The sequence below is a fragment of the Sphingopyxis sp. EU05-FHT14B03 genome, from assembly GCF_058790875.1.
On the sequence record NZ_JBYTDC010000002.1, the window covers coordinates 668,790 to 683,630 of the forward strand.

At 65.8% G+C, this 14,841-nt stretch carries 16 protein-coding genes; 7 read left to right on the top strand and 9 right to left on the bottom strand.

Translation table 11 applies throughout. The features are described from left to right. Positions 1-22 precede the first annotated feature (22 nt). The 5 genes from AC3WS4_RS12335 to AC3WS4_RS12355 all read left to right on the top strand — a co-directional run bounded on the left by AC3WS4_RS12335 (position 23) and on the right by AC3WS4_RS12355 (position 4,660). The gene (locus AC3WS4_RS12335; protein ID WP_492738335.1) at positions 23-904 is read left to right on the top strand and encodes an SDR family oxidoreductase; all 882 of its coding nucleotides are present in this window, start codon (positions 23-25) and stop codon (positions 902-904) included. Next, positions 901-1,419, top strand: a complete 519-nt coding sequence (locus AC3WS4_RS12340; RefSeq protein ID WP_492738331.1) for an SDR family oxidoreductase — start codon at positions 901-903, stop codon at positions 1,417-1,419. Before AC3WS4_RS12335 ends, AC3WS4_RS12340 begins: the two co-directional genes overlap by 4 nt. After that, positions 1,412-2,272 carry an SDR family NAD(P)-dependent oxidoreductase gene (locus tag AC3WS4_RS12345; protein ID WP_492738328.1) on the top strand — a complete coding sequence of 287 codons (861 nt, stop codon included), beginning with the start codon at positions 1,412-1,414 and terminating at the stop codon, positions 2,270-2,272. Before AC3WS4_RS12340 ends, AC3WS4_RS12345 begins: the two co-directional genes overlap by 8 nt. A 109-nt stretch (positions 2,273-2,381) precedes the next feature. Next, positions 2,382-3,152, top strand: coding sequence for a FadR/GntR family transcriptional regulator (locus AC3WS4_RS12350; protein ID WP_187139900.1), 771 nt, complete (start codon positions 2,382-2,384; stop codon positions 3,150-3,152). Continuing rightward, complete coding sequence (locus AC3WS4_RS12355; protein ID WP_492738325.1) at positions 3,149-4,660, top strand: AMP-binding protein; 1,512 nt, start codon at positions 3,149-3,151, stop codon at positions 4,658-4,660. Before AC3WS4_RS12350 ends, AC3WS4_RS12355 begins: the two co-directional genes overlap by 4 nt. On the opposite strand, the gene AC3WS4_RS12360 is transcribed toward AC3WS4_RS12355, so the two are convergent. Then, on the bottom strand, positions 4,657-5,457 hold the full coding sequence (locus AC3WS4_RS12360) for a sterol desaturase family protein (protein ID WP_056347571.1): 801 nt from the start codon (positions 5,455-5,457) through the stop codon (positions 4,657-4,659). The two genes, AC3WS4_RS12355 and AC3WS4_RS12360, sit on opposite strands and share 4 nt — an antisense overlap. 100 nt (positions 5,458-5,557) lie before the next feature. On the opposite strand from AC3WS4_RS12360, the gene AC3WS4_RS12365 reads away from it, so the two are divergent. Further along, complete coding sequence (locus tag AC3WS4_RS12365) at positions 5,558-6,481, top strand: LysR family transcriptional regulator (protein ID WP_492738323.1); 924 nt, start codon at positions 5,558-5,560, stop codon at positions 6,479-6,481. Here the strand turns inward: AC3WS4_RS12365 and AC3WS4_RS12370 are convergent. Genes AC3WS4_RS12370 through AC3WS4_RS12385 form a run of 4 tightly spaced genes read right to left on the bottom strand, consistent with a single transcriptional unit; the run spans position 6,468 to position 10,394 of the window. Beyond that, positions 6,468-7,256 (bottom strand): SDR family oxidoreductase, encoded by a 789-nt coding sequence (locus AC3WS4_RS12370; protein ID WP_492738320.1) that lies wholly within the window; start codon positions 7,254-7,256, stop codon positions 6,468-6,470. The genes AC3WS4_RS12365 and AC3WS4_RS12370 overlap by 14 nt on opposite strands. A 2-nt stretch (positions 7,257-7,258) precedes the next feature. Beyond that, positions 7,259-8,743 carry an aldehyde dehydrogenase family protein gene (locus tag AC3WS4_RS12375; RefSeq protein ID WP_492738318.1) on the bottom strand — a complete coding sequence of 495 codons (1,485 nt, stop codon included), beginning with the start codon at positions 8,741-8,743 and terminating at the stop codon, positions 7,259-7,261. Between the two features lie 23 nt (positions 8,744-8,766). Next, a complete protein-coding gene (locus tag AC3WS4_RS12380) occupies positions 8,767-9,201 on the bottom strand; it encodes a VOC family protein (RefSeq protein WP_492738316.1) in 435 nt (144 codons plus the stop codon). 5 nt (positions 9,202-9,206) lie between these two features. Beyond that, positions 9,207-10,394 carry a cytochrome P450 gene (locus AC3WS4_RS12385; RefSeq protein ID WP_492738314.1) on the bottom strand — a complete coding sequence of 396 codons (1,188 nt, stop codon included), beginning with the start codon at positions 10,392-10,394 and terminating at the stop codon, positions 9,207-9,209. Positions 10,395-10,456: 62 nt separating this feature from the next. Here AC3WS4_RS12385 and AC3WS4_RS12390 point away from each other — a divergent pair, with 62 nt between their 5' ends. Then, positions 10,457-11,017 carry a TetR/AcrR family transcriptional regulator gene (locus AC3WS4_RS12390; RefSeq protein WP_492738312.1) on the top strand — a complete coding sequence of 187 codons (561 nt, stop codon included), beginning with the start codon at positions 10,457-10,459 and terminating at the stop codon, positions 11,015-11,017. Positions 11,018-11,022: 5 nt separating this feature from the next. Here AC3WS4_RS12390 and AC3WS4_RS12395 read toward each other — a convergent pair whose 3' ends face one another. From AC3WS4_RS12395 to AC3WS4_RS12410, 4 genes are read right to left on the bottom strand one after another with little or no spacing between them, the layout of a single operon-like run. Next, positions 11,023-11,967 (bottom strand): acyl-CoA dehydrogenase family protein, encoded by a 945-nt coding sequence (locus AC3WS4_RS12395; RefSeq protein WP_492738310.1) that lies wholly within the window; start codon positions 11,965-11,967, stop codon positions 11,023-11,025. A 58-nt stretch (positions 11,968-12,025) separates the two neighbouring features. Continuing rightward, positions 12,026-13,177 (bottom strand): acyl-CoA dehydrogenase family protein, encoded by a 1,152-nt coding sequence (locus AC3WS4_RS12400; protein ID WP_492738308.1) that lies wholly within the window; start codon positions 13,175-13,177, stop codon positions 12,026-12,028. After that, positions 13,177-13,932, bottom strand: a complete 756-nt coding sequence (locus AC3WS4_RS12405; protein WP_492738306.1) for an enoyl-CoA hydratase/isomerase family protein — start codon at positions 13,930-13,932, stop codon at positions 13,177-13,179. The genes AC3WS4_RS12400 and AC3WS4_RS12405 overlap by 1 nt, the downstream gene beginning before the upstream one ends. After that, positions 13,929-14,840 (bottom strand): SDR family oxidoreductase, encoded by a 912-nt coding sequence (locus tag AC3WS4_RS12410; protein ID WP_492738304.1) that lies wholly within the window; start codon positions 14,838-14,840, stop codon positions 13,929-13,931. Before AC3WS4_RS12410 ends, AC3WS4_RS12405 begins: the two co-directional genes overlap by 4 nt. Position 14,841: the final 1 nt, after the last annotated feature.

Here is a 14,841-nt window from a genome sequence, read left to right on the forward strand (position 1 = left end):
CCCTGTACGAAGGGAGAGAAAATTGCCGGTTCCAGCACATCATATCGTGGCGGCTCCGCCGCCGTTCGACGCATCGCCCTATCCGGCGGATATCTTCGCGGGTCTGACGGTGCTCGTCACCGGCGGCGGATCGGGCATGGGGCTCGCGATGGCCAAGGCCTTTGCACAGGGCGGCGCCAATGTCGCGGTCATGGGCCGCAGTATCGAACGCGCGCGGGAAGGCGCGGCGGAAATCGCGGCGCTTGGCGTGCGCGCCCATGCGATGAGCTGCGACGTGCGGCTCCCCGAAGCCGTCGCCGCGGCTTTCGACGAGGCCGAAGAGGCGCTCGGCCCGATCGGCCTGCTCGCCAACAATGCCGGCGCCAATTTTCCGGTCCTCGCCGAGGATATCTCGCCCAACGCGTGGAATGCCGTCACCCGCATCGCGATCGACGGCACCTTCCTTTGCTCGACCGAATTTGCCCGCCGCCGCATCGCGCGGGGCAAAGGTGGCGCGATCGTCAACAACAGCGCCCAATATATCTGGACCGGCTTTCCCGGCGATGCGCACAGCGCCGCCGCCAAGACCGCGCAGGCGACGATGACCCGCAAACTCGCCGCCGACTGGGCGCCCTATGGCATCCGGGTCAACGCGATCGCTGCGGGGTTTTTCCCGCATGCGAGCTCGACCGCCGGAAACCGCGAAGGCGGCATCGAGCCGCTTCAGAATATGATCCCCGCGGGGCGCACCGGCAGCATCTGGGAATTCGGCTGGCTTTCGGCGATGACCTGCACACCCCTGTTTGGCGACATGACCGGGCAGGTGATCGTGCAGGACGGCGGCGAAAGCTTGCGCCGGTCGCTGATGATGCCCGACTTCATGCCGCCGCGCGAACGCGCCGACGGGCCTTGGGGGTGGAAATGACGCGGGTGGAAATGAGCGGTTGGCTGGCGGGCAAACGCGCACGGATCGAGGGCGATAGCCCGGCGATCATTGCGGCCTTCCAAGCGGCGGGCGCGACGCTGGTGAGCGACGGCGACCATGATATCTGGGTTCATATCGCGCCGCCGCCCGCGACAAAGCTGGCGCAGGACCTCACCCATGCCGAATGGCGCGCCAGCCTCGACGCTGGGCTCGACCGCCGCTTCCTCGGCGCTAAGGATTTCGCCGAGGCCTGTCGCGCTCGCGGGCAGGGCGGGGCAGTGCTGTTTATCGGCGCCCCCGAACAGGCGCTTGGCGCCGACCAGGCCGCCGCCGCGGGTGCGCTCGGCAACCTCACCAAGACGCTTGGCGTCGAATGGGCGCGCGACGGTATCCGCGTGAACAGCATTCTCACGCGCGAGACCGGCGACACGCTCGGAAAGCTCGCTGCCTATCTCGCCAGCGATTACGCCGCTTATGTCACCGGCGCGGTCATGGGCATCACCCTCGATGACTGACCGCATCCGCCTCGACGGGCAGGCGGCGTTAGTCACCGGCGGCGGCGGCGGCATCGGCCGTGCCATCGCAATCCGCCTCGCCGAAGCGGGCGCCGACATCGCGATCTTCGACATCTTTCCCGAACGCGCCGAAGAGGCGGCCGAGCGGGTCCGCGAAGCGGGGCGCAAGGCGCTCGCCATCCCCGGCGACGTCATGGACGCCGACGCATTGCGCGCCGCAATCGACCGCACCGCCGCCGAATATGGCCGGCTCGACATTCTCGCCAACAATGCCGGCGGCGTCTCGGCGCGCCCCTTCCTCGAACAGAGCGAGCGCAGCATGCGCAAACATGTCGACATCAACCTGATGTCGATGCTGGTCGCCACTCAAGCCGCGGCGCAGCATATGGTCGCGGGCGGGCGCGGCGGATCGATCGTCAACGTCGCGAGCATCGAGGCGAGCCGCGCCGCGCCGAACTTTGCCGTCTATGCCGCGTGCAAGGCGGGCATGCTCAGCTTCACCAAATCGATGGCGGTCGAACTCTCGGGCCATGGCATCCGCGTCAACTGCATTGCCCCCGACCATACGATCACCCCGGGCAATCAGGGCAATCGCGCCGGCCCGGTCGATCCGGCGACCTGGAAACAGCATAGCGACGAGGCCGTCGATGCGATGAACCGCCTCATCCCGCTCGGGCGCGAGGGTGTCGACATGGAGTGCGGCGATGCCGCGGTCTTCCTGTCGAGCGCGATGGCGAGCTATATCAGCGGTGTCCTGCTGCCCGTCGATGGCGGCACCTGGGCATCGTCGGGCTGGGTGCGCGGGCAAAACGGCAAATGGACACTCAACGAAGGATTGTCTTTCGGCGCCTAAATGGAGGAAATGGCAGCAACATTGCGGGCTGGCACCAAAGCCACTAAAGACGCAGTTAGAGTAACGCATCCTTATAGAATGACCGGGTCAGGGGGCAGGAATTTTGCAGATGGATAGTGGCAATTCGCGCATCCGGGTTCCGAAGACGTCGGAACTGGTCGCCGACCAGATCAGGGCCCAGATCGTCCGCGGTGAGCTGAAAGAAGGCGACTCGCTGCCACCCGAAGGCACGTTGATGGCCACCCTCGGCATATCGCGCCCGACCCTGCGCGAAGCCTTCCGTATCCTCGAGGCCGAAAATCTGATCAGCGTCGTTCGCGGTTCGCGCAGCGGTGCGCGGGTGCACCAGCCGTCGGTCGAACTCGTGTCGCGTTACGCCGGCTACCTGCTTGAGGCCGAGGGGACGACGATCGCCGATCTCTATGCCGCGCGGCTCGCGATCGAGCCGACCGTCGTGCGCTGGCTCGCGACCTCGAAGGGCCAGACGCCCGGCTTCGCAAGGCTACGGCAAGCGCTTTCCGAGCTTGAGGACATGCTCAAGAATGAAGGCTATGCCGAATTCGTCGACAATGTGTCGATTTTCCACCAGACGCTGGTCGAGGCAACGGGAAACAAGACGTTGAGCTTGATGAACCGCATGCTGCTCAATTTGGGGCGCCATCATCAAAATGACTATCAGCGCCGCCACCCTCGCACGACCGAGGACAAGTACAAGAGCCTGCGCGCGGGGTTCAAATCTTTCGAGAAACTGGTTACGATGATCGAGGCTGGCGACGTCGAAGGCGCCGTCGCGCACTGGCGGCTCCACCTGCGCAACGCCAACGACACCTGGGCGGCGCGTGGCGAGGGCGAGCGGACCGTCGACTCCCTGCACGGATGAGTTCGAATTTCATCGAGGCGATGACCGCCGCCGCGGCGCGGGCGCCCGGCGCGGCGCTGACCGTCGCGTCTGACAGGCTGCCCTGCACCACCACGCTGGGTGACGTCGTCGCGGCGGGACGCCGCATGGGAACACGAATGACAGCGGCGGGCGTCGGCCGCGGCGACATTATCGCCTGCATGCTAGCCAACTGGCGCGAATGGCTCGTCGTCGCGGTCGCCTCCGCGCAGGCGGGCGCCGTGATGCTGCCGGTCGTCACCATCTATGGCGCGAAGGAACTCGGCTTCATCCTGCGCCAGTCGGGCGCCCGATGGCTGTTCACGCCCGACCGCTTTCGCAACGTCGATTATGCGCAGGTCGTGGCCGATTGCGGCGACCTCCCCGCCATCGATCGCCATATCGCCATCGGCCCCGGTTTCGCTGCGCTCGAAGCCAACGGCCCGATCGCCGATCCGGTGCCGGTCGATGCGAACGATCTCGCCCTGCTTGTCTACACCTCGGGCACCACCGCCGATCCCAAGGGTGTGATGCACAGCGCGCGCGGTTTCCTCGCCGAGCTTGAAACGATGCGCGCGATGCGGGCCGGCGGCGACGATGATGCGGTGATCTCGCCCTGGCCGCCCGGCCATGTCGCGGGCGCGCTGTCGATGTACCGTTTCCTGTGCCAGGGCACGCCGCTGATCCTGATGGACCAGTGGGATGCGGCCCTTGCGGCGCAACTGATCGACCGCCACAAGGTGACGTCCTCGTCGGGCACGCCCTTCCATCTGTCGGGCATGCTCGCCGCCGCCGACACTCATGGCTATGATCTGACCTCGCTGCGTCAGTATCTCGTCGGTGCCGCACCCGTTCCGCCTTCGTTGATCGAGCGCTGTCAGGCGCAGCGCCTCGCCGTCTATCATTGCTACGGATCAAGCGAGCATCCGACCGTCACCTCGGGCGTCCTCGACGACCCGCTCGACAAGCAACTCCATACCGAGGGCCGGGCGATCGCGGGATCGGAAATGCGGTTCGTCGATGACGACGGTCACGACGTCGCGCCGGGCGAGGACGGTGAAATCTGCACCCGCGGTCCAGAACTCTTTCTGGGTTATCTAGACCCCGTGCTTAACGAAGCGGCCTTCCTCCCCGGCGGCTGGTATCGCACAGGCGACATCGGCCGCCTCGACGAGGGTGGCTACCTGCTGATCACCGACCGCAAGAAGGATATCATCATCCGCGGCGGCGAGAATATCTCGTCGAAAGAGGTCGAGGCGGTACTGCTGGCGCATCCGGCGGTGCTCGATGCCGCGGTCGTCGCGGCGAAGGACGAACGAATGGGCGAGGTCGTGCGCGCTTGCGTCGTGCTCGCGCCGGGTGGGTCGCTGACGCTCGATGAGGTGCGTGATCATTTCTTTGCTTCGGGGATCGCGAAGCAGAAAACGCCCGAACGGCTGAGCATCGTCGACGAACTGCCGCGCAACGCCTCGGGCAAGGTGCTGAAGCACCAGTTGCGCGAAACCGCCTAGCGCTTCCTGGACTCGCCGAGTGGGACGAGCGGGAAGAGCAATTGCCGCCACCAGTCATGCTCGCCGCCGGGCAGGCCGTAACGCCACGGGCGACCTTCGGGCACATGCAGCGTCCCGAACATCCGATCATAAAAGCTGAGCATCGTGCAGAAGTTGCGATAGGCCTTGCCGTCTTTGCCATAACCATGATGCGTGTGGTGGATGCGCGGGGTCACGAACACCCATTCGAAGGCACGGACGAAGCGTGCGCCACCCGGCACCTTTCGCGCGATCACGTCGTCCCAGCGCCAGTCGCTGTGGGTGATCGCGTTCCACGCCATGATGGTGATGTAGAATATCGTCGTCGCACCGGTCATGCCGAGGTAAAATCCCAGCGCCGCCACCCAAGTATAAGCGTGGACCAGCGGCCAGACCAGATTGGTACGCCACATCAAGGTGACATTGACATAGGGCGCGCTGTGATGGGTGCGGTGCATGCCATGGAGCCACGGGTGGTTGATCGTATCATGCGCCGAACGGTGGATCCAATATTGGCCGAACTCGGCGACAAGCAGCAGGCCCACGAACCCCGACCAGATTGGCACGTCGGCAAGCGCGCCTTTGCCCGTCGGCAGCAACAAGCCGACGATCCATGCCGTCAGCCACGCCATTCCGATGCGCGTCACCTGCGAGCCGAGAATTACCGAGCCGATGATGAAGAAATCATGCTTGCGATGGACGCCCTTGTGACGGCCCGTGGCCAGTTCGATCGCCAATATCGCGGCGATCAATATGAAGATCCAATGTTGCGGCTGCATCGATATTCTCCCCTGTGATGCGGCAATCCATCCCACGACGCAGGTAATAAATCCAATGCATAGATATTGCATTTTTGATGCATGAACTGCATGATGGGCAATGGATTTGCGAAGACTTCGCCACGCCGTGTTTTTGGCCGACTGGGGCAATTTCACCGCCGCCGCCGCGCGGCTGCACCTGTCGCAACCCGCGCTCAGCCGCAGCATCCAGAGTCTCGAAGACGAACTGGGGCTAAAATTGTTTGAACGCATTGCAGCGGGCGTCGTCACCACGACGGCGGGTTCGGCGGTGGTCGAAGAAGCGCGCACGCTGCTTGGGCAGGCGGAAGGGCTGAAGGCGCATGCGCAGCGGCTGTCGCGCGGCGAAACGGGGCGCGTACGCATCGGCCTCGGCCCGATGTTCGCCGGCCTTCTCACCGATTATCTGCAGGCCGTGTGGCAACCGTCGCAGGCGGTCGAGGTTCAGGTGCATATCCTGCCGGTCGAACGGCTGGTCAGCCGCCTGCTGTCCGATGATCTCGACTTCTTCGTCGCCGACGGCCGCGCGGCGCGCGATCACCCGAGCATCGCGGTCGAACCGATTGGCACGGCGCCGATCGGTTATCATGTACGCCCGGGGCATGAACTGCTAGACCGCAAGCGGCTTTCGGTTGCCGACATCGCCGCATATCCGCGCGCGTCGCCCAATCTGCCGATGGTGCCGCTCGATGCGGGGCCGGCCGTGCGCCAGTCGAGCCGCCCGGAGGCTGGCAGCGTGTATTGCGAACAAGTGTCGACGCTGGTCGAACTGACCGCGCGCAGCGACGCCGTCTTGCTCGCGATTTCAGCGGCCATCGCCGAGCATATCGACGCCGGGCGGCTCCTCACGCTTGCCATCCCCGAAATCGCCGACTGGTCGGCGCAGATCGTCATCGCCCGCCGCGCCCGGCTTTACCCCACCCCGACCGCCGAACGTTATGCCGTCGCGATGGCCACTCATGTTCGCAATCGCTGGATCGAGACGGCCCAGCCTAATTGCGCATGATGAATCCGCCGTCGACGTTCAGGGCCTGACCGGTGATCCAGTCGCCTGCCGGCGAGCACAGCAACAACAGCGCCCCGACCAGATCCTCCGGCAGCCCGCGCGGCTGCTTGACCACGCGCGCCATCGCCGCCTGAACGAACGGACTTTCCTCGGGGGTCAGTGCCTTGCCCGCGTCGGACATCGTCATCCCCGGCGCGATAGCGTTGACGTTGACGTTCATCCGCCCGAGTTCGGTCGCCAGTGTCGTCGTCAGTCCGAGCAACGCCACCTTGCTGATCCCGTAGGTGGTCTGCGCGGGGAAGCCGCCCGCCGACAGCTGGTTGACGATCTTGCCGCCGCCGCGCGCCTGGAACAACGGCACAGCGGCCTTCGAACAGATCAAGGCACCGGTCAGGTTGACGCGCATCAATTTGTCGAAATCGGCGATGCTCGTCTGAATCGCCGGCGTACCGACCGCCTCGACCATCAGCGCAGCGTTGTTGACGAGGATATCGAGCCCGCCGAACGCTGCGGCGGTGGCCTCCATCATCGCCGCGACCGACGCCTCGTCGGCGATATCGACTTTCACTGCCAGCGCCTTGCCGCCTGCCGCTTCGATCTCGCCCGCGACGCGCTCGGCGCCTCCCTTGTTGAGGTCGGCGACGGCAACGCTAGCCCCCGCGTTGGCGAGGCCCACTGCATAAGCGCGCCCGATGCTGTTCCCGCGCCCGCCGGCGCCGGTGACGATCGCCACCTTGCCGTCGAGCCGGAACTGGTCGTTGGTGAAATCGGCCATGGTCACGCCTCCTGCTTCGGAAAGATCGGCGCGCCGACGCCGATTGTCACCGTCTTGTAGTGCAGGAATTCGTCGATCCCCGCCTTGCCGCCTTCCTTACCAAAGCCCGAAATGCCGACCCCGCCGAATGGCGTGTAGGGATTGATCTGGAACCCGCCGTTGACATAGACGCCGCCGGCATTGAGCCGCTCCGACAGGCGGTGCACGCGCTGCAGATCGTTCGACTGGATCATCGCGGCGAGCCCATATTCGCTGTTGTTGGCGATTGCGACGGCTTCATCTTCGGTGTGGAATTTCATCACTACCACCGCCGGACCGAAAATCTCGACCTGGCTGATTTCATGGTCTGGGTCGGCATCGACGATCAGCGTCGGCTCGATGAAATTGCCCTCGGCAAATTCGCCGCCGCAGCGCCCGCCGCCGAGCAGGAAGGTCGCGGCGCCGTCGGCTTTGGCGCGGTCGAACATGCCGGTGATCCGCTCGACCGCGGCCTTGTTGATGACGGGGCCGACCATCACCGTCGGGTCCATCGGGTCGCCGACCTTGAACTGGCCGATGATCGCCTTCACCCGCGCAACGAAATCGTCGTAGATATCGGCGTGGACGACCTGACGCGTAGGGAGGGCGCAGCCCTGCCCCGACAGGCAGCCGACGGTCCAGAACACCGCGCGCTCGGCCGCCGCCTGCACGTCGCAATCGGGGAAGACGAGGCTCGCCGACTTGCCGCCGAGTTCCATCACCGACGGCTTGATCTCCTCGGCGCAGGCGATGAGTATCTTGCGCGCGGTGATCGGCCCGCCGGTGAAGCTGATCTTGCGGATCTTCTTGTGCCGCACGATCGCATCGCCCGCCTCGGCGGTGCCGGGAAAGATCGACAGCACGCCGTCGGGAACCCCCGCTTCAGCACAGAGCCGCGCAAACAACTCAGGGGCGAAGGGGGTGATTTCGGCGGGCTTGCAGATCACGCAATTGCCCGCCGCCAGCGCCGCCACGACCTTCATGCCGAGCGAGATCAGCGGGCCGTTCCAGGTGATGATGATCCCGACGATTCCGATCGGTTCGGGCACCGTGTACGACAGCTCGCCGCGCGTATCGAAGGTCGAGATCAGCTCGCCCGACATCTTGTCGCACCAGCCGGCGTAATAGCGCGTCCAGCCGACCGCGGTATCGACCCCGCGCTCGCCGACCATCAGCGTCGTGCCGCCGTCGAGCGCCGCCATGCGCGCCAGCTCGGCCTTGTTCGCCTCGAGCAGGTCGGCCAACCGGTTCAAGATGTCGCGCCGCGTCTCGGGCGCCGTGCGGCGCCAGGACTCGCGCACCGCCTCGGCCTTGGCGACCGCTTCCTCGACCTCCTTCGCACCGGCGAGCGGGATATCGGCTTGCGTCACTTGTGTAACGGGATGCAGATGCGGGTGCGTCCCGCCGCTGCCGCTGCTGCGTTGTTCGTGCCCCAGATGCAGGTGAACTGCGGGTGCTGCGCTGGCCATGATGATATCCTCTTCTCGGTTGGTCAGTGGGTTTCGGGCGTGGCGAGGACGAGTCCGCCATCGGCGCCCGGACGCATCACCGGGCTCCAGACGATTTCCCAGCCATTGCCCTCGGGGTCGGCGAAATAGCCCGAATAGAGGCCGCCATCGCGGTCGCGGATCGGACTGGTGACGGTGGCGCCGGCGGCGATTGCTCCGGCGAATTGCGTGTCGACGTCGGCCTTGGTTTCGACGAAGATCGCGTTGACTGCGCGCGGCGCCGCGGCGAGATCGATGCCGCTTTCGGCCGCCAGATAGTCGCGCGGAACGAAGACGATCACCGCCGTCCCGGCGCGCAGCATCAGCGACCCCGGACTGTCGGGACCCCATGGCTGCCAGCCGAGGCCGTCCAGATAGAAGGTACGCAGCGTCGCCACGTCGCCCGCGGGCACCATCAGCATGTGCAGGGCCTGATCCATCTTGCTCACCCCCACGCCAGATGCAGATGTTCGAGCGCCATCACGCTGCCGCCGCGGCACGTCTCGTCGCCTTTTGCAACCTGCCGGAAATGGCCGACGCGTGCGAACCAGGCGCGGTAGAAGACGATCAGTTCCATCCGCGCGAGGTGCAGCCCGAGGCAGGTGTGGATTCCCGACCCGAACGCCGCGTGGCGATAAAATTGGCGTTCGACCGACACCGTCTTCGGGTCCTCGGTCAACCCTTCGTCCCAGCCGACCAGCGGCAGCGGCGCGAGGATGCAGTCGCCAGCTCGCAGCTGCGCGCCCTCCAGTATAGTGTCCTCGACGATATAACGCGGCGTCGCGACAAAGGCATAGCGGCGCAGCAATTCCTCGACCATGTCGGGGATCACCGCCGGGTCGTCGATGACGCGCTGGCGCAGTTTTTCGTCATGCGCGAGGTGGCGCATCCCGAAACTCATCGCGTTGGTGACGGTGTCGAGCCCGGCGAGGAACATCAGGAAACCGATCGACATCAGCTCCTCGAAATTGACCGTGCGCCCGTCGACCTCGCTCGCGACGATCTTTGAGATCATGTCGTCGCGCGGCTCGGCCATGCGCTGCTGGATCAGTTCGGCGAGATGACCGACGATCGCCTGCGCGAGAGCGTTGCGCTCCTCGTTGCTGGCCTGCGAGTGGAAGAAGCCGGTAACGAGGCCGCGGAATTCCTCGAACTTCTCTATCGGAAAGCCAAACAATTCCATGAATACCGCGACGGGCAGCCGCGACCCGATCGCTTCGACGAAGTCGCATTCGCCCTTGCTGACCACTTCGTCGAGAAGCTGGTCGGTCCACGCCGACACGCGCGGCTCGAGCGGCTCGATCGCCTTGGATTCGAAAAAGGGCCGCAGCATCTGACGATACGGCCGGTGCTCGGGCGGATCGAGCATTTCGGGGATCATCTTCGGCTGGTTCGGATTGGGCGGGATCGACAGATAGCGGCTCGAGAAAATCTCGGGATGCCGCACCACATGCTGCACCGACGCGCCGGTGTTGCACACCCAATGGCCGCCATGCGCGCTCGTCCAGAAAACCGGCGGTGCGGTCTCCTTCAGATCCCAGTAGCGCGCGTGACAATCGGCCAGAACGCCGGGGTCCGCGATATAATCGAATTCATGGACCGGCGAACGCGCCGGAGCCTGCGACTCGGTCATTTTCTCTCTCCCATTGACGTAAGTAAACGATGGTTTACATAACGAGTCAACGGGGAGATGTCATGACGACGACGATGGAAGCACCGACGCGCGATGCCGATCGCACAAAAGCGGCGATCCTTTTTGCTGCGCAGCAAATTTTCGCCGAAAAAGGATTTTCCGAAGCGGGGGTGCGCGACATCACCGCGCGCGCCGGGGTCAACCCGTCGCTCGTCAGCCGCTATTTCGGCGGCAAGCTCAAATTGTTCGAGGCGGCGCTCGACGCCGCGCTCAACACGCGGATGATGACCGATCTTCCCAAGGAAGGCTTCGGCAAGATGATCGTCGCGCGCTTCGCCGACGACGATGATCGCGTCAGCCCGCTGCCGATGATGTTCAGCGCCGCCTCCGACCGCGAGGCGCGCGCGGTGGCGCAAAGATTGTTGCGCGACCGCGTGTTCGAGCCGCTCAAACACTGGTTCGGCGGCGGCGATGCCGATGTGAAGGCGGCGCGCTTCATGATGGTTTCGCTCGGCTTCTTCGCCTACCGCGACCAGCTCCCGCTCGCCGAATTCGCCGGCCGCGTCGAGCCGCGGCTGCGTCAATGGCTGGAGCGGGAGTTCCAGGCCATCGTCGACGACTGACATCGTCAGCCGAGCAAGAGCGCCGCATCGGCGGGCGCGATGAACTGCAGCAGATGCGCGCGCTTGAGGCAGAGGTGCGGGGACGCCTCGTCGGTCATGCCGATGCCGCCATGGACCTGGATATTCGCACGGCCGTTGTCGAGCGCCGCCTGGTCGGCAAGCCGCTTTGCTGCAGCCACATGAAAGGCCGCATCCGCAGCATTTTCGTCGAGCGCGCACGCCGCATAATAAAGCTGAGACCGCGCCACCGCGGCGCGTACCGCCATGTCGGCGCACATATGCTTGATCGCCTGAAACGACCCGATCGGGCGCTCGAACTGTTCGCGCACCTTGGCATAATCGACGGCCATGTCGCGCGCGGCATCGGCGCAGCCGACCGCGAAGGCGACGGCGAGCAATTGCAGGTGAAGGGGCGGACGGACATCATCCTCGGTCCACACCGCGGTCGTCGTCCACTCTTGCCAGCTCTGCATCGTCGAGGGGTCGAGCGACGACCGGTGTTCGGTGACGTGCCGCTGTCCGCTATTCAGGTTGGTAAAGCTGTCGGGGATGTCGAACACGCGCACCGATCCGGGTTGCAGCATCAGCACCGCCGCCGAATCCACCGGGTCGAGCACCCGGATCGGCCCGGGTTCCTCGACGGTCAGTGCGAGCGCTACCTTGCCGTCGAACGGCTCCGCGAACCAGCGGTTCGCGACCGCCGAGGACAGCAGGCCCACCGGCGCGAGAAAACGGCCGAGTTCGGCAAAGACCAGCGCCTCGGTCGCGTGATCGAGCGCAAGACCGCCACTGGCCTCCGGCGCCGTGATGCGCGGCAGTCCCATCGCCTCGAGCTGTGCCCAGATATCGGCGGGCCGGCCGCGGGCCTGCTCCAGCGGCATCGCGTCGCGGCACCAGTCGGTGGTCGCCGCCACAAAGGCGGCCTGATCGTCGTTCGGGGTCAGGTCCATGCGGGCTCCTTCGTTCCTGGGCTCCGGCCTGCGCCGGGGCGCGATGCCCGCTGCGCGCTCATCGCGATTTGGGCAGGCCGAGCAAGCGCTCGCCGATGATGTCGCGCTGGATCTGGGCGCTGCCGCCCGCGATCGTGCCGGCAAAGCCGCGCAGATAGTCGCCGACCGCATTGTCGTCGCCATATTGGAAATCGAGCATTTCGGGTCCCATCAACGCCACCGCCATGCGGTCGAGCCGCTGGCCCAGTTCGGCGGTGAACAGGCGGATCAGCGAGGCCTCGGGACCGGGCTGTCCGGTGCGGACCACTTCCGAAATATTGCGATAGGTCATCGCGCGCAGCGCCGCGACCTCGGCGCGCATCTGCGCCAGCTCGTGGGCGATACGGTCGTCCTTGATCATGCCGTTGGCGCGCGCCGCCTCGATCAGGTCGGCGATTTCCTGGCTCTGCTTGACCTGGTCGGCGATGAAGCCGGTGCCGCGTTCGAAGCTCAGCGTCGACATCGCCACTTTCCACCCGTTGCCGAGTCCGCCGACGACATTCGCCAGCGGAATACGAACATCGTCGTAGAAGACCTGCGCGAACTCGACCTGCCCCGACATCTTGCGGATCGGGCGGACGTCGATCCCGGGCGCGTGCATGTCGCAGATCGCCCAGCTGAGGCCGGCGTGCCGCCGCGACCCGTCCTCGGTACGCAGCACCAGTTCCTGCCAGTCGGCGACATGCGCGAAGCTCGTCCAGATCTTCGATCCGTTGATGACCAGTTCGTCGCCCTCGATCCGCCCGCGCGTCTTGATCCCGGCAAGGTCCGATCCCGCGCCCGGCTCGGAGAAGCCCTGGCACCAGATCGCCTCGCCCGACAGGATGCGCGGCAGGTGCCAGGCTTTCTGGTCTTCGCTCGCGTTGATGATCAGCGTCGGCCCGCCATGGTTGATGCCGACGAAATTGGCGCCGATCCACGGCGCATGGGCCTTCGCATATTCCTCGAGCCAGATGACCTGCTGGACGATCGACAGGCCGCGCCCGCCATATTCGGTCGGCCAGTTGATCCCCGCCCAGCCGGCATCGAACAATTGCCGCTGCCACGCCTTGTCGAAATCGATCGCGTCGGCGGCGTGCAGCGGACGCTGTTCGGCGGGCACATTGGCGTGCAGCCAGTCGCGGCATTCTTCGCGGAAACGCGTTTCGCCGGGGGAGAAGCCGATATCCATCAGCCTGCCTTTTTCGCGGCGGCGATCGGCTCGCCCTTCTTGCGCATCGCCGGGTCGAACCCCGCGTTGCGCATCAGTTCGTGATTGAGGCCCGCACCGATCGCCAGGCCGTCGGTGTCGTAGATCAGCCTTTTGTTCTCGGCATTGCTGTGTCGGCTATTGCCGAGGATCAGCGCGGCCAGTTCGGCCACCTTCGCGTCAAGCGCGTCATCGGCGACGCAAGTATTGGCGAGCCCCATCGCGGCGGCATCCTCACCCGAATAGGGCTGGCACGTCAGCATCATCTCGAGTGCCTTTGCCTGTCCGACGCGGCGCGGCAGCCGCTGCGACAGCCCCCAGCCGGGGACGAGGCCCCATTTGCCATGCGTGTCGGCAAAGCGGGCGCTCGTCCCGCAGACGATGAAATCGGCGGCAAGCGCGAGTTCGAGCCCGCCGGTGTAGCAAGTGCCGCGGATCTTCGCGATCACCGGCTGGCGCAACTGGGTCAACCGCTCGACGATCAGCATCTCCTGCCGCAGCCAGCCAAGCGCATCGGCGTGCGGCGGTGATTTCAAATCGTGCCCGGCGCAGAAATGATCGCCCGCGCCGGTGATCACCACCAGCCCGGCATCGCCGACACCCGCCTCGATATCGCGGATATGCGCGCGGAATTCGCGAAACAGCTCACGGTTGATCGCATTGCGCTTGTCGGGCCGGTTGAGCGTCAGCGTGCACACGCCGCCTGCATCCTCGCGCAGGACCAGCGCCGCGCTCATGCCTTGTCTCCGCGCGTTTTCGCGATCGCCGCTGCCGCCGTCCCGCTCGCGCGCGCCCGCTGGCCGAACTGTTCGCGGATCGGCACGAACTCGGGCATCACCAGCGAGCGGCGCAGCCAGTTGGCGGCATCGACGACCAAAGTATGTCCGCTGATGTAAGTTGCGTAGGGCGAGCAGAGGAAAGTCGCCGCCCAGCCCAGTTCGCGCACTTCGCCGACGCGCATTCCCGGAATCGTATTGTCGCCGCGCTCGCCGACGCGGTGGCGCGTCATATGGTCGGGCAGATCGTCGTGCGGGAAGCGCCCCGGCGCGATGCAGTTGACGCGAATGCCGTCGGGCGCCCATTCGACCGCCAGGCTCTGCGTCAGGTTGGTCACCCCGGCCTTCGCCGCCGCCGAATGCGACGTCCCCGGACCGCCGGTCCAGCTGTATGTCGCCCCGATGTTGAGGATCGCCCCCGGCAGCCCCGCCGCCAGCCGCCGGATCGCGAATTCGCGGCTGCAATTATAGGTCCCGTTGAGCACGATATCGACGACGGTACGAAACCCGTTCGGGGTCATCTCCTCGGCCGGCGCGGGGAAATTGCCCGCCGCATTGTTGATCAGCACGTCGACCGGCCCCAGCTTCGCCTCGATCTGGTCGAACGCCGCCGCGATCGCCTCGGGATCGCGCACGTCGCACGCCACCGCGATCACGTCGCCACCGACGTCGCGGATCGCGGCGAGCCCGGCCTCCAGATGCTCGGGCTTGCGGCTCAGCACCGCGATCTTCGCGCCCAGCCGCGCGAACTCGACCGCCATGCCCTTGCCGAGCCCGGTGCCGCCGCCGGTGACCGCGACCACCTGTCCGTCATAAGTGCCGTCGGGCAGCGCCTTGGCGCCGAGCGGAGGAGGGGAAGGGAGGGCCATC